16 protein-coding genes are annotated in these 14,190 nt (G+C 62.6%); 4 read left to right on the top strand and 12 right to left on the bottom strand.

The features are described from left to right. Positions 1-34: 34 nt before the first annotated feature. The 6 genes from NCT05_RS29220 to NCT05_RS29245 form a co-directional block, all read right to left on the bottom strand. Complete coding sequence (locus NCT05_RS29220) at positions 35-1,030, bottom strand: hydroxyquinol 1,2-dioxygenase (RefSeq protein WP_250503808.1); 996 nt, start codon at positions 1,028-1,030, stop codon at positions 35-37. A 38-nt stretch (positions 1,031-1,068) separates the two neighbouring features. Next, positions 1,069-1,560: a cupin domain-containing protein gene (locus NCT05_RS29225; RefSeq protein ID WP_033536925.1), complete on the bottom strand. Its 492-nt coding sequence runs from the start codon at positions 1,558-1,560 to the stop codon at positions 1,069-1,071. Between the two features lie 137 nt (positions 1,561-1,697). Next, on the bottom strand, positions 1,698-2,144 hold the full coding sequence (locus NCT05_RS29230; RefSeq protein ID WP_008346123.1) for a nuclear transport factor 2 family protein: 447 nt from the start codon (positions 2,142-2,144) through the stop codon (positions 1,698-1,700). A gap of 23 nt (positions 2,145-2,167) precedes the next feature. Beyond that, positions 2,168-2,536, bottom strand: a complete 369-nt coding sequence (locus tag NCT05_RS29235; RefSeq protein WP_250441622.1) for a c-type cytochrome — start codon at positions 2,534-2,536, stop codon at positions 2,168-2,170. A 5-nt stretch (positions 2,537-2,541) separates the two neighbouring features. Next, positions 2,542-4,266, bottom strand: coding sequence for an FAD-dependent oxidoreductase (locus tag NCT05_RS29240; protein ID WP_250503809.1), 1,725 nt, complete (start codon positions 4,264-4,266; stop codon positions 2,542-2,544). 25 nt (positions 4,267-4,291) lie between these two features. Continuing rightward, the gene (locus tag NCT05_RS29245) at positions 4,292-5,164 is read right to left on the bottom strand and encodes a transporter (protein WP_033536889.1); all 873 of its coding nucleotides are present in this window, start codon (positions 5,162-5,164) and stop codon (positions 4,292-4,294) included. Between the two features lie 287 nt (positions 5,165-5,451). On the opposite strand from NCT05_RS29245, the gene NCT05_RS29250 reads away from it, so the two are divergent. Together NCT05_RS29250 and NCT05_RS29255 are read left to right on the top strand one after the other, a co-directional pair. Continuing rightward, positions 5,452-6,297, top strand: coding sequence for a helix-turn-helix domain-containing protein (locus NCT05_RS29250; RefSeq protein WP_250437530.1), 846 nt, complete (start codon positions 5,452-5,454; stop codon positions 6,295-6,297). A gap of 13 nt (positions 6,298-6,310) precedes the next feature. Then, positions 6,311-7,276 (top strand): LysR family transcriptional regulator, encoded by a 966-nt coding sequence (locus NCT05_RS29255; protein ID WP_008346131.1) that lies wholly within the window; start codon positions 6,311-6,313, stop codon positions 7,274-7,276. A 6-nt stretch (positions 7,277-7,282) separates the two neighbouring features. On the opposite strand, the gene NCT05_RS29260 is transcribed toward NCT05_RS29255, so the two are convergent. The 5 genes from NCT05_RS29260 to NCT05_RS29280 all read right to left on the bottom strand — a co-directional run bounded on the left by NCT05_RS29260 (position 7,283) and on the right by NCT05_RS29280 (position 10,748). Continuing rightward, complete coding sequence (locus tag NCT05_RS29260; protein ID WP_008346134.1) at positions 7,283-8,203, bottom strand: AEC family transporter; 921 nt, start codon at positions 8,201-8,203, stop codon at positions 7,283-7,285. 119 nt (positions 8,204-8,322) lie between these two features. Further along, entirely contained in the window at positions 8,323-9,369 is a 1,047-nt protein-coding gene (locus tag NCT05_RS29265) for a catalase (RefSeq protein ID WP_250503810.1), read from the bottom strand. Between the two features lie 2 nt (positions 9,370-9,371). After that, entirely contained in the window at positions 9,372-9,794 is a 423-nt protein-coding gene (locus tag NCT05_RS29270) for a c-type cytochrome (protein ID WP_008346138.1), read from the bottom strand. Continuing rightward, positions 9,791-10,156, bottom strand: a complete 366-nt coding sequence (locus NCT05_RS29275) for a hypothetical protein (RefSeq protein ID WP_250441626.1) — start codon at positions 10,154-10,156, stop codon at positions 9,791-9,793. The genes NCT05_RS29270 and NCT05_RS29275 overlap by 4 nt, the downstream gene beginning before the upstream one ends. A 322-nt stretch (positions 10,157-10,478) precedes the next feature. Further along, complete coding sequence (locus tag NCT05_RS29280; protein ID WP_250503811.1) at positions 10,479-10,748, bottom strand: hypothetical protein; 270 nt, start codon at positions 10,746-10,748, stop codon at positions 10,479-10,481. 375 nt (positions 10,749-11,123) lie between these two features. Between NCT05_RS29280 and NCT05_RS29285 the strand changes: the two genes are divergently transcribed. Then, positions 11,124-11,591: a zinc-finger-containing protein gene (locus NCT05_RS29285; protein WP_175980297.1), complete on the top strand. Its 468-nt coding sequence runs from the start codon at positions 11,124-11,126 to the stop codon at positions 11,589-11,591. Positions 11,592-11,622: 31 nt separating this feature from the next. Further along, positions 11,623-12,096 carry a hypothetical protein gene (locus NCT05_RS29290; RefSeq protein ID WP_008346145.1) on the top strand — a complete coding sequence of 158 codons (474 nt, stop codon included), beginning with the start codon at positions 11,623-11,625 and terminating at the stop codon, positions 12,094-12,096. A 15-nt stretch (positions 12,097-12,111) separates the two neighbouring features. Here the strand turns inward: NCT05_RS29290 and NCT05_RS29295 are convergent, their stop codons facing one another. Next, complete coding sequence (locus NCT05_RS29295; RefSeq protein WP_250503812.1) at positions 12,112-14,160, bottom strand: TonB-dependent receptor; 2,049 nt, start codon at positions 14,158-14,160, stop codon at positions 12,112-12,114. Positions 14,161-14,190 lie beyond the last annotated feature (30 nt).

Raw genomic sequence — 14,190 nt, forward strand, 5'->3', positions numbered from 1 at the left:
GCATCGTTCTTGTCGAAGGGAAACCGTAGGCGGCTTAGAACGCGACCGGATACGGCGGCAGTTCGCCGCTTTCGTAGCGCCTCGGCAGATCGGGCGTCGCGTTCTCCCAGACGAGAAGCATCGAGCGTTTCTGCGAATAACCCTTGTGGCGGATGTCGGCGGGCATCGCGGCGATATCGCCGGCGTTCATCGTGATGCGCGCGCGCGGCTCGCCGGTGTCCTTGTCGGCCACATCCCAGATGATCTGATCCGACAGTTGCAGGAACCACTCGACGCGATCGTTGCCGTGAAAAACCGGCAGCACGAATTCCTCGGTCGTCGGGCAAAAGAGGCTTTGCTTGCACACGGACGTGACCGATGGATTCCACGTCACGTCCGAACGCGACAGATACTTGAAGAGGCTGAACGCGTGCAATTGCCCTTCGAATCCAGGCTCCGCGTGAATCTCCGGCTCGTCTTGCGATACGTCCGCGAACTGGCGATTCACCGGGAAGTCGTCGCGCAACGGCGAATCGCCTTCGAGGCCCGGCATGCGCTTCGTCGCGATGCGCGTGCGGTCGATCGCCGCGATGTTGTCGCCGTGCTTGGCGCCGAATGCCGAGCCGGTTTCCTCGGGAGCCGCGAACGGATCGAAGCCTTCGTTCACCCAGTCCTTCAGGATTGCCTTGAACGTCGCCATGATGATCGGCGTTTCGAATTGCTGCGTGTAATCGACGCCCGCTTCGCGGAAGCTCGCGTTGTACGCGCCGGCATACATGTCGACCTTGCCGTAGTGATTGCGCGTGCCGATCACTTCATCGAAATTGACCCAGCCGTAGAAGAAACCCCACGCGACGTCGCGCATCATCGCGCGCAGGAAGTCGTCGGCGTGCATCTGATGCGAGCGCGTCTGTCCTTCTGCCGGCCACTTCACGGTGACGAAATACGCGTCGCGGCTGAACTCGAACTCGCCGAGCTTGAACGTGCGATAGCCGGTGGACGCATCGGGGTCGGTGGCGACGACGCTTTGCAGAAAAATGGCTTGATCCATGATGTTTTTGCTCCGAAAGATGAGAGTTCGCGGCGGCGTTACTGGATGCAGATGTCGGCCCATTTCTCGACCGATTCCGCGCCGGCAATCGTCTGCACGAGCAGCACGCCGGTCTTTCTCGCTTCGAAGCGATACGCCGCGCCCGCAGGCAGCAGCGCCTGATGTCCGCGACGCAAGCGCACGAAGCCCATCTTCTGGCCGGAGGGTTCGCCTTCGAGTTTCACCGAGCCTTCGATATCGGCGCTTACGAGCGCGCCATCTGAAGGCTTGATGAAGTGCACGTCGATCTCGCCATCGAGCGCGACGACGAATTCATCGTGCGATGCCGTGAACCACGCCGACACGCCTTCCGCGCGCAGCGTTTCGATCACGTACTTGAGGTTCTTGCCGACGACCACTTTTTCGTACGGCGCGGATTGGCTCGCCACGTCGAACACGTTGGACATCACGTAATGCGATGCCTGTCCCTTGATGATTTCGATATTGCCTTTGCGATAGTTATCGAGGCTGCCGAGTCGGGTCTGTTGCATGTCTGTCTCCATGTCCGCGGTCACGTTCGCGGTGTCGCGCTGGAATCAAGATTAGGGCGGCGAGGGCTGCGAGGCAATGAATCGAGGTTCGCGTTTGCCGAACGATGCGTGCTCGATCGCAGCCCTAGGGAAAGTACTTACTTTTGCGCGTTTTTATCCGCGAGCCACGGATAGCGCTGCGTGTCCGCGCTTTCGTAATCCGGGTCGAGATAGATGAAGCAGCGCTGGATCTTGAAGTCGCGGATCTCGAAGACATCGATCCAGCGGCCCGCGTGCGTGACGCCCGCGCGCCAGTCGACGCCGCTTTGCGTCGTGCCGTAACTCGTGCCTTCGATGACCACCGTATCGCCCTGCTGGATCACGTTCAGATACGCGAGGTCGTGCTTGAACTTCGCGACGATCGAGCCGAGGTCCGCGAAGAGTTGTTCAAAGGCCGCACGGCCTGTCGCGATGCCCCATTTGGGGAAATACACTTCGGCGTGATCGTCGAAGAGATCGAAGAATGCTGCGCCGCGATCGAGCCTGCGCAGATATTCGAGCGCGATGGTCTTGCGCTGTTCGTCGCTCATGGTGATGGGGTTCATGCTTTAGTCTCCTGATGTCGGATTCAATGCAGCGTGCGCAGATACGCGATGATTTTTTGCCGCCGTGCTTCGTCGCCTTCGAAATAGGTCATCGCGTTGCCGGGCGCGACGGCTTGCGTGTCGGTGAGCCACGCGTCGAGCAGCTTGTCGTCCCAGACCTTGCCCGACGCGGCCGCCTTCATGCCCGCCGAATACTTGAATCCGGGCTCCGATGCCATCGGCTTGCCGACGATGCCGAAGAGATTCGGCCCTTGTCCGTTGGGTTCGCCCTTGCCGAAGGTGTGGCACACGGCGCAGTTGTTCGTCGTGAGTTTCTTGCCGATCGCGACGCTGTCCTGCTGCGCATGTGCCGCAGAACTGGCGAGCGCGAATATCGTAATTAAGTTAGCCATCCGAATCATGATTGACCTCCATTGGCTGATTGCGCCGCGCGATACGCGAACGCGATGATCGGTCCGAGCGTGCCGCCGCCCGCCCAGTAAGCACGCGCGGACGCCGACGCCACGCAATTGCCCACGCCGTACAAACCCTTGATCGGCTCGCCGCGCGTATCGAGCACTTGCCCATGCGAATTGGTCTTCGGACCGCCTTTGGTATCGAGATTGCCTGCGACGATGAGCGCCGCGTAATACGGTCCTTTGGCCGAGAGCGGATACATCGTCTCGTTCTTCTGATCGGCTTTCTTCGATACGGGTCCGTTGAAAAGCTTCTCGACGATGCGCTCGCCGCGATGGAAGTCCTGATCCACGCCCGTCTTCGCGAAGCCGTTGAAACGCTTGATCGTCCCGTCGAGACTGCGCACGAAGTCGTCGCTCAACGTGGCGCTACCGAGCGCGCTCTGGTACTTCGCCATGCGTTCGCGAATCGCGCCCGCCAGTTCCGCAAGCGTGTTGCCGCGCAGTACGTGCCGGTCGTTCGATCCCTTGGGAACGATGAGGCTGCCGTAGTCATCGCTTGCGCAATGCTCCTGCGCCTGCTGATCCCAGATGGAAACGAGCGTGAGATTCGGATACTCGCCCTTCGCGCCGTCCCATTCGGAGAACGCCGCGCACACCTCGTTGTATGCGAGCTTCTCGTTCACGACGCGCTTGCCGTACTTGTTCACGTAGAGCATCGAATCGCCCGTGGGCGTGAAGATGCCGGACAGCGAGCCATCCTTCGCGATGGCCTTGTCGAGCGAGATCGGCGCCATCCACGAGTAGTTCATGTTGCGCAACTGCACGTCGAGCGCGCTGGAAATCCGCACGAAATCGCCTTCGTTGGTTGGCGCTGCACAACCACCATACACCGCGCCGTGCAGGAAGTTCTTGCGCAACTCGGGATCGTGCGTGAAGCCGCCGGTCGCGAAGATCACCGCCTTCTTTGCGCGCACGCGAAAGAGCGTGCCCTCTTCCGTCAGCGATTCGACGCCGATCACCGCGCCCGTTTCATCGACGAGCACTTTCTGCACGCGATAACCCGTCTTGATGTCGATGCCGTCTCGGCGTGCTGCCGCGCTCATCGTGCGGATCGCGACGCGGCCGCCGTCCGACATGCTCGGCAAGCCGTCTTTAGGAAACAGCACGCGGCCGCGCGGCGCCTTGTCTTCGGGCAACTCGGCCCAGTAATCCGGCACCGCGCCTTCATGCCGATACGGCAGCGCGCCCTTGCTCGCGAGCAACTCCGCCGCCGGCGATGCGCTGTCGTAGATCGCCTCGCACATCTCGTACTCCCAGTCGGACAGACCGAGCTTCGGCAATGACGGATCGTATTGCTCGGGCCGCGACAGACGCGCGACATAGCGCATGTAATCAGGCTTCGGATCGGCGATGCCCGCGCGGCGCATCGGCTGGTTGTTCGGCACCCAGTACCAGAACGCGGCCTTCGCGGCCGTGCCGCCGACGCTGCCTGCCTTCTCGAGAATCACCACGCGGTTTCCCAGCCAGCGCGAGAACAGCGCGCACGGCAATCCGCCGCCACCGCCGCCGCACACGACCACGTCATACTCCGCGTCGAACTTGACATCGCTCGCCGCGCGCGCCGTGAGCGATACCGCGCCGAACGCGGCCGCCGCCGTTCCTGCGCCAGCGGCCTTGATGAAGCTGCGCCGCGATGCGGCAGAAAGCTTGTTCGTCTCACTCATGTTTGTCTCCATCGTTTGAATGTGCTCACCAGTAGTGCCACGCCTGCACGAGAATTCCGTTGGTGAGCGTGGTGTTGCGGCCCGAAACCGAGTGTTGGTATTGGATCGAAAGCTGGTCGTACATCTTCTGGTGCAGGAACGGCAGGCTATTCGGCTTGAACTGGAACAGCACGCCGAGTCCCACGGTCGTTTCGCGGCTCGCGCTGTTGGAAAGCGGCATCCCCGCCGTCTGATTGAAGGTGCCCCCGCTCGTCTGATAGTCGAGGCCGACGAAAGGAATCGCGAAGGGGTTGTCGGGCGGCGAGATGCTGTAGCCGACACGCAAATTCAGATGGAACGTGTTGCCCGGGCTCAGATCGTCCTGACCCGAGCGCAGCGTGCGTCCGCGCAGAATGCCGCCGAGCAGGAGGTCTACGTTCAGGTGTCCGTACCAGTCGTCATAGAAGACTGACGGCCAGAACGACCACGTATTCGTCGATACCGCGTTCTGCCCGACGGGCACTTGTACATAGGTCTGAAAGCCGAGCGTCGTCGCGGGCGCGGGGTTGTACCAGACGAGCCCGCCGACGAGCGGATCGCCAATGCCGCTTGCCGAGAATTGCGAGCCCTGCGTGCGGATCGCGGGCACCGTGATGCTCGCGTTGAAGCCGACATGCGGCAGCGACGGCACTTTCCAGTAGTGGATGAACGTCGATAGCCCGACGAAGGTGTTCGTGCCCGGACCCGCGACCTGATTGCCGTGTGAATCGAATGCGCGGCTGTCGTGATTCCATTCGAGGTTCTGGCCGAAGGAATCATAAGTGCCTTCGAAGTCGCTGCTGAACTGCCACGTTTGCGGACGGTCCGTCGCGAAGGGAATGCCCGACGCGTGGGCCATCGTGCAGGTTGCGCCAAGCATGGCGAGCGCGCATGCGTGACGTCGTCGTATCTTTGATTTCGGGTGCCGCATTTGCATCGTCGTCTCCGGTCGTTCGTGTCGTATGAGCGAACGTTACGAAGGCGCGGCGTATCGGTCTTTCAGGTTTCGGAAATTACAGATTCCGGCGGATGCGGGTTTACACCACGCACAAAGCACGCACGCGGCGTTCGCAAACGGCGACCCATCGCGCGTGCAAGAGCTTTGCGCTCGCATCTATACTCGCGTGGACAGCGGCATCGAAAGCCGCGAGAAAAGGAGACGTAACGATGAGCGCCATTGCAGCGCCCGCTCGCATCGACCGCTTCAGCAAGCTCGCGGGCGTTCCGGGACTCGAATACTGCATCTCGGGCCCGCGACCTTATTCGCTGGAATTGAGCAATTCGTCAGACATGATCTGCCTGCTGCTCGGCACGATCGTCTCCGATACGCGCTACGACGACGGCCCCGCCGCGCCCTTCACGTTTCGCGCGGAAACGGCCGCGTATCATCCGCGCGGCGGCAGCATGCGTATCGACGCGCACGATGTGCGGCATGGCTTCATCGCGTTTCGATATGCCGATGCGTTCGTGGACCGCATCGCCGATCGCAACGCGGAACCGTTGCGTCGCGCGGGCAGCCGCAGCAATCTCGACGCCGATCCGATCCGTCATCTCGTGCGCTATGCGCGTCAGAAAGCGCATGACGGATCGGGCAAGATCGATCCGTGGGAACTGCAGTGCGTCGCTACGCTCGCGTGGATCGAAACGACGCGTCATCTCGAACGCGCCGCGCGCGAACGTAAATCGGCGCTGACGGACGCTACATTCGCAACGCTCGCAGCTTATGTCGCCGACAACATCGATCAGAACCTGTCCTGCGCGGATATCGCCGCCGAGCTCGATCTGCCCGTGCGCGCGGTCTTCGATGGCGTGAAGGCGCGTACCGGTTATTCGCTCTATCGCTATGTGCTGGAGAAGCGCATCGGCGCCGCTGCGCGCATGTTGCGCGCGGACGATGCGCCGCTTGTCGATATCGCCGCCGCGTGCGGATTTTCGTCGCAGCAACACATGACGGCGCTCTTTTCGAAACGGCTCGGAACCACGCCACTGCGCTATAGAAAAGCCGCGGGATAAGCCAGGAGGAAGCATGGACCTCTTCATGTCGATGGAGGCCTTCGTTCGCGCAGCCGAAGCGCAGAGTTTCGCGAGCGCGGCGCGGCAGCTCGGCGTGGCGAAATCGGTTGTCACGTCGCGTGTGAAGCAACTCGAGGAGCACTTCGGCGTCGCGCTGTTTCATCGCTCGACGCGTGCCGTGCGGCTTTCGGAAGTCGGCGAATCCTACTATCAGGATTGCCTGCTGCTCGTGTCGAAAGTGAACGAGCTGTCGGGACGCGCGATTCCCGAAACGCAATCGCTCTGTGGCACGCTCAACGTTCATGTCTTGCCCGGCTTCGCGCTCGGACACTTTTCGCAGGCGCTGATCGCGTTTCGCGAGGCGCATCCGCGCATCGAGTTCGTCGTGACGGTGAACGATCGCGTGATCGATCCCGTGCAGGAAGGCTTCGATCTCGCTCTGCAGATTTATCCGCCCGCGTCGAACCTGCTCGTCGAGCGCAAGCTCTTTCCGGTGCGCGGCGTATTGTGCGCGACGCCCGCGTATCTCAAGGAAGAGCCTGCGATCGAGACGCCGCTCGATTTGCTGCGTCACGATTTCGCGCGTTACGCGCACTATCCGTGGGGCGACAACTGGCCGCTCATGAAGGGCAACGAGTGCTATGAGATCGCGCTCAACGCGGTGCTTAAAACCAATAGCGTGCATCTGCTGCTCGAGTTCGCGCGCGCGGGCGCGGGCGTCGTCTATCTGCCGACGATGGTCGCCGCCAGCGATCTGCTCGAACGCCGTCTCGTGCGCGTGCTGCCCGATTACGCTGCGCCGCCGTTGTGGCTGTCCGCGGTGTATCCGACTTCGCATCGTTCGACAACCAAGGTGAAAGCGTTCGTCGACTTCCTGCGCGAGCGCTATCTGAGCGAGCCGCAATGGGACAAGGCACTCGGCATTTCGCCGCCCGATGACGAAGAGCGCAACGTCGACGAAGAACTCGGCGACGTGTGATCGCAACTAGAGCACGTAGAGCCACGCGAGCAAGGTGACGATCGAAAAGAGCGTGGTCATCGAGATGACCGCGCCGACCACGCCCTTCTCGACGTCGTATTCCGAAGCAAGCACGTATGCGCTTTTCGCGGTCGGCACGGCGGCGCACACGACCGCGGCGATGGTCGCGTCGTGACCAAGTCTTGTCGCGAGGCACAGCGCGTACACGACGAGCGGCACGATCGCGAGCTTGAGCGCGGTCAACAGCGCGTAGAGATTGACGCGTCCGCGCAACTCGTCGAGCGTGAGATCGAGACCGATCGCGAAGAGCGCGCATGGCGTCAGTGCTTCGCCGAGTATCGTGAGAAACGATGCGACAGGAACCGGCAGCGTCAATCCGACGACGGACCACAGCAGTCCGCAAATCGTCGCGAGAATGACGGGATTGGTCGCGATCTGCCGAACGAGCGCGGTGACATCGATCTTGCGCGATGCATCCATCCGGCCGATCTCGACCAGCACGACAAGCACAGGAAACATGATCGCGCCGACGAACACCGTCGCGACCGCCGCCGCGAGCACGCCGGGCTTGCCGTAGAGCGTCTTCAGGATCGGCAGTGCGACGAAGCCGGTGTTGGTCATCGCGACGGCAGCGGCGAGCATCGCAGCGGATGCGAGACTCGCGCCGCGCACGATGCGCGCGACGAGCAACACGGCGGCGAAGCAGATCATCGAGCCGCCGCCGAACGCCGCGAGAAAGCGCCATTCGAGCAGCGAGCGAAGCGACTCGTCGGCGATGGTCAGAAAAACCAGCGCGGGCATCGCGACGTAATAAGCGAAGCGCATCAGGGAAGGCGCGAGCGCATGCGGCATGTAGCCCGACACGCGCGCCACCCATCCGGTGAGAATGATGGCAAAGATCGGAAGGATCATGCCGGCAAGATGCATGGCGGGCTCCGATATCGATGCAGCGCCCGGCGCGAGCGCTCGCTTCTGAAATGGGCATCATTATCGGAGAAAAACGACGCGCGACGTGCGATCTTGCGCAGCCGCGCGACGCTCGTCCGCTAGCGTGCTGCCAGCAACGCTCTCGCTTCCTCGCTCGACAGCACACCTCGCTCCTCGCGATTCGCGGCGCTCGCCGCGTAGACATCCTTGCGTGCGTGCGTGATGCCGAGCGGCGCGAAGCCGTTGGCCGGATTGAACGCGAGCCGTTCGATACGCGCTTCGTCGTCGACGGATGGCGGTGCATCGATTTCGAGTTCGCCGATGGTCACTACATCCGACTTCCACGCGATGGATGCATCGTTGACGGGCGTCGTTTCTTCATCGACGAAGAATTGCACGCCGAGTTGCCACTTGACCGGACCTTGCTCCAGACGATTGCAGATATCGGCGCGCAGATAGTTGTCGCCATGACGCTCGGCGTTCGTCCCCGAGGACGTCGACGGATGCGGATGCAGCGAATACTTGATCGCCGCCTGCCCCAGTTGCACGACCGATCCCCAGTAATGCTCCGTCGCCAGGCTGTCGACGTGATGCACTCTGGTTTCCTTGAAAAGGATCGCCAGAATGCGCGCGCCCTCGACGGGCCCGAGTCTTGCCATCATCATCTCGCGCAAGCCCTGCGCGATCCCGCTCACCGTGCCTTCCGCAAGCAACGCGACGATGATATCGGCGACCGCCATGAACTGAGCGGCGTCGCGCGCATGTGAGCGACCGCCTTCGTTGGTCATCAGCAGATCGGTTTCGGCGCCCTCTTCCGTGAAGAACTTGAGCGCGATGCCGCGAACGTCCGGCGACGTGTCCGGCTGCGGACACGGCTGTCCGTTGGAGATGCGGCATGCGGCGCGATACGTCGCCGGGTGCTTCGCGAAGGGGCCGAATCGCGCGGCATCCGGAATATCATCAGCTATCCGAAGCAATCCGAAAGCGCGGAGCAATGACTTCTGATGTTGCGCTCGATCGACCTGTCCGTTCAGCCCGGTGTGTTTGCTCGCGGCCAGCTTCGTCTGCTGCGCGCCGATCGCCGTGACGAGCATCGCGAGCGTGGCGGCGTCATCGAGCTTGTCGGTCCAGCCGGCGCCGTCGCCGGCGGATTGAGGGGAGTTCACGATCAACCTCCGTTCGCGCCTGGAGTGATAGCGCGCTGTTTAAGTGTAGGTGCGTCAGCTGACTCGTCTGACTCACGCGCCGGCACCGCGCCTGCCGCAATGCTGCCGTCGGCGCGCGCCGCGAAGTAGCGATAGATCGCGTCGATGTGATTCTCGATCAGCGCGTTGCCGCGATAGGCCGGCATACCCAACGGCGGATTGCCGTCGAGAATCGCGGCGATGAAGCGCTCGCGGCTCTGCGTGCGCGCAAAGCCGACGATCGACGGCGCGGCGAGTCCTTCATGATCCTTGCCATGGCAGCGCGCGCAGTCGGCGACGCGCACGGCCCGCCATGCATCGATCAGCGAGTTGTCGGCTGCGGCCGCTGCGTGAGCATGGGCGACCAGCCAAACGCCGACGATGCCGGCAAGCGCTGCGCGAATCAATGATTGCGTCCTGAGATTCGGCCGACGTACTTCCATCCCTGATCGCGTATCCATACGTAAGTGAAGCCCGTTGGACCGTCGATGAACACGGTCATCGGCCGCTCGCCCGCCGACGCTTCCTTTTGCGGTTCCGTCGACGCCTGCGTGATGCGCGCTTCCGTCGGCTTCAGATTCGCATCGCGATCGTCGAGGCGCCAGCCGTCGTCATCGGCGTAAATGAGGCGTGACGTTCCGCCCGTTGGCGTCTGAACCGTGAACGCGAGCGGATCGGCGTCGGTCGCGGCAGTCGCGGCGAAGGTGCTGGCGCACGTGAGCATCGTGATCGCGAGGAACGTCGCACGCTTTGTCTGTTGGGATCTCATTTCGGGTACCTCCTTACGGGCCGCGCGGTCGCGGCTGTCCAGATGGGCTTATGCATAGAGAACGAACGTGGCCTCGACGAATGTGAAGCCCGGAGATCCGCGTGGCTGACTATTTGATTTCGCTGCGGACAAGAGTCTGTCGTGTGGAAGCATCGCCACGCGGGGCCGATGAGCGGCCGTCTTTTGATGGGCTCAACTATCGACCGAACGATCGTCTGGAAAAACCATGCATCGGGAGGGATTCAGCCCCGCCATTGGGGGACTGCGAAATGGAACGAGGATCGAATTCGTCGAAGGCGTCCCCGCCGCCTTCGGCACATTGCTACTGGCCGCTATAGATGTTGCAGCTCAGGCCCGGCGTGCAGAGTTGCATCGTGCTGCCCGTCGAGGCATCGCGCGATGCGCTGCCGGACTTGCTCGTCGACATCGCTCCGCCATAGCTGGAATCGTTCGTTGCCGTGCTGCCGTCTTGCGCATTCTGCTGCGCGGTGCTGCCTTGGGCCGGCGCCATCTGCATGTTCTGCGTTTGCGCGACGGCGCTCATCGCGAAGACGCTTGCGGCCGATGCGGCCAATAGAAGAGTTGCTCTCATCGCCATCACCTTCTTGAGTCAAGAAACCGATTGAGGACTGCAAGCCTGCGACGAACTCGCGGGCACGCATGCTGGGACCCGGTTTCGAGCGCGAAACGCCGCGCCTTCCGGGCTTCTGATCGAACTTGAGGATGGGGCTTGTAAGCCCCGAAAGCGCGTGGCGGGTAGCACGCACTCCTACCCTATACCGCGGATCGGAAAAGTAAATTCCCGATCCGCGGTTTCCTTGGCCGGCGCGCATGGCAGCATCTGCGCGAACGCGCTTGCTTAAGCAGATTGCGATATCGCGGCATGCATCGAGCTTTCAATCGCGTGGCGTTTCGAAGACGATGCACGGTTTTGCTATATTGGATTTCCCGCCCGGGATTTTCGACGATGCGTGTCGGCCGACCTGTCAAACCTCTGCCTCATCCGAATTGCGATTACTGCGGCGCGCCCGCGACCCTGACGCGCGCGGGCGACGAGGCCTATCCGTATCGCGAAGACCACGGCCCGCTCTGGTTGTGCGCCGATTGTCAGGCGTGGATCGGCATCTTTCCACGCAGCACGCGTAACGTCCCGCTCGGCCGTCTCGCCGATGCCCGCCTGCGCGATCTCAAAGTGAAACTGCACGCCGTTCTCGAACCGCTCGTGCAGGCGAAGGTCCGGCGCGACGGCTGCAATGTTTTCGAGGCGCGCTCCAAGGGCATGAAGTGGCTCGCGCAGGCGATCGGCGTCGAGCCGGAGAAATGCAGCATCCACACGCTGGACGCCGATCAATGCGAGCGCGCGATCGCCGTCGTCGAACATTTTGAACAGGAACGCGCCCGGCACCCTTCAGATTCGACGATCGATGAACGTTAACCTGAAAAGGTCAACGTTCATCGGTCCTCGCATGTCACGCACTATTCCTTTTCAGCGCTCGCCGCAAGCGACGCGCGCGCGGCTCAGCAAAGCGCAGCTGCTTCCCATCCCGCGCGCAGTGGCGGACGAGCTCGCACTCGTGGCGCATATGTCGCTGACGGCGTTGCGCTCGGGTTCGTCGGACGTCGCGCCGGCGCAGCATGTCACCGAGGCGATTTATCTCGCCAAGTTCCTCGCCGAAGCGGGACACGGCGATTTCTCGCACGAAGAACTGCTGCTCGCGGATCAGTCGATGGCCGCCGTCTTCGACATCGGACGCACGTCCGGTTCGTGGATCCTCGCGCCCGAGGACTTCGAGCGGATCGCGGCGATCGTGTCGCTCTACGATCATCAGTTGCGGCGCGCGTCGCTCGCGGCCTTGTCGGTTGCGAGCGAACGGCTCGAACGCTTCAAGGCCGGCGAGCCGTATCAGTCGACGCAAGCCCGCAAGTCGGCGCGCGTTTGACGCTCGCGTTCGCCGTCAAAAGGCGGTACGCAAGCCGATCATCACGCTGCGGCCGCCTTCCGGCGCGATGTCCCGCACGACCGAGCTCGCGTAGCGCACTTCCTGATTAGTCAGGTTCTGACCGCGCAGAAAGGCGAGCCAGTTCGTCGCGCCGACGCGAAATTTGTACGTCAGGATGACGCCGAGCGTGGTGTAGCTCGCGGTCGGCAGTTCGTTTTCCGGCACGCGATGCTGCGCCCACGCGTGAACCAGTTCGGTTCTCGCGCCGTACGGCCCATACGCGTAGTCGAGCGCGAGCGTCGCGCGCAGCGGCGAGATGCGTGGCAATGCCTCGCCGGTATCGATGTTGCGCGCGTGCGTGTAGTCCGCGACGATTTCGACATCGAGACGTTGCGCGCCCTTGTCGAAGACGCGCCAGGTTCCGTCCAGTTCGACGCCGTAGAACTCCGCGCGCACGCCGCGATAGACGGCTTCGTTGAGCGCATCGTCGGTGCCGGGCGCGACGGGTTCATCGTCGTCGTTGACGAGCCGGCCGGTGTTGAATTCCGTCAGATAGTTGCGAAAGCGGCTGTAGAAGACGCCCGCGCTCGCCTTGTTCGCGCCGCGCGCGAAGCGCATCGACAAATCGGTCGAGATCGCTTTTTCTTTTTGCGCGTCAGGGTTGCCGATCAGATATTGGCCGGTCGCATCGTGCGGACCGTTCGAGTAAAGCTCGTAGTACGTGGGCGCGCGTTCCGTGTACGCGACATTGCCGGCGAGGCTCCACGCCGAGTTCAGCTTGAACAGCGCGCCGGCCGAGACGCTGCCTGCGTTGAAATCGCGCTTCGGGGAATCGGCGAATTTTTCGTTTCCACCCGACGTCGGATCGATGTTCACGTGTTCGTAGCGTGCGCCGATCCTCAACTTCAGCGCATCCGTGACCGTCCACTCTTCCAGACCGAAAAGCGCCGCGTTCGTCGTCTGCGATGTCGGCACGAGCGCTTCATCGCCGAGCGCGGAGAACGTGTTCTGGCCGAGTTGCACGCCGATCGCGCCATCGAGCGGACCGATCTTCCGGTGCCGGGCCTCGATGCGCGCCTCGTATCCGTGATTGCGGAAAATCGTGCCGGTCTCGCCGTCGTCGATCTCCTTGTGCTCGTAGTCGGTGTAGGCGAAGTCGAGCTTCAACCGGCTGAAGGGGCCTTGCAGATTGCGTATCTCCGACGACGCCGCGATGTGATCCTGATGCATGCGAAGACGCACATCGTCCTCGGCGACCGAGCCATAGTTCGCCTCGTATCCGTTGTAGCTGATGCCCGCGTAACCGTCCGTCCACGTGTAGGACGAGCCGACGGCGCCGCCGTGCCAGCGGCCGTCACTGTTCGGGATGCTGCCGTAGGGTTGCGCGACATCGGGGCCGTCGAGCGCGCGTTGACCATCCGAGTGCGCGAATCCGGGGATGCGCTCGTTACTCGTCTCGCGATCGAAGGCATCGACGTGGAAGGCGAATCGGCCATTTCCGCCTTCGACTTGGGCGGCGCCGGCGCGGGCATCGTTGGCGCCGCCGTAGCTGGCATCGACTTGTCCCGACACGCCTTTGATCGGGTCGCGCGGGATGCGGTTGTCGATCGTATTCACTACTCCGCCGATCGCGTTCCCGCCGTAGAGCAACGCCGCCGGCCCACGCACGATTTCCACCCGTTCCACTGAGAGCGATTCTTGCGGCACGGCGTGGTCGTAGGACAACGACGATGCGTCGTAAGCCGCGACGCCGTTCTGCAGCAAGCGGATTCGGTCCCCGTCCATGCCGCGGATGATCGGCCTTCCGACCATCGGACCGTAGGTTGTCGTCGAGACTCCGGGGAGTCCGTTCAGGGTTTCGCCGAGGGAGTCGGCGCGTCGCAGTGTGAGGGCAGTGCCGTCGAGGACGCTTGTCGGGGATGCCAAAGCGTTTGAGCCTAGCGGGTTCGCGGTTACGAAGATCGGTTGGAGCGATGTGTCGTTTATCGGTTGAGATTGGGCGCTGGCCGCAGTTGTGATTAGGAGCGCCGTCCAAGGCAGGACGTTGAGGGCGCGGGCGGGCATTGATGTTGGGTTTGGATTGAACACGGTCGC

The organism is Caballeronia sp. AZ7_KS35, from assembly GCF_023631045.1.
GTDB classification, from domain to species: domain Bacteria; phylum Pseudomonadota; class Gammaproteobacteria; order Burkholderiales; family Burkholderiaceae; genus Caballeronia; species Caballeronia zhejiangensis.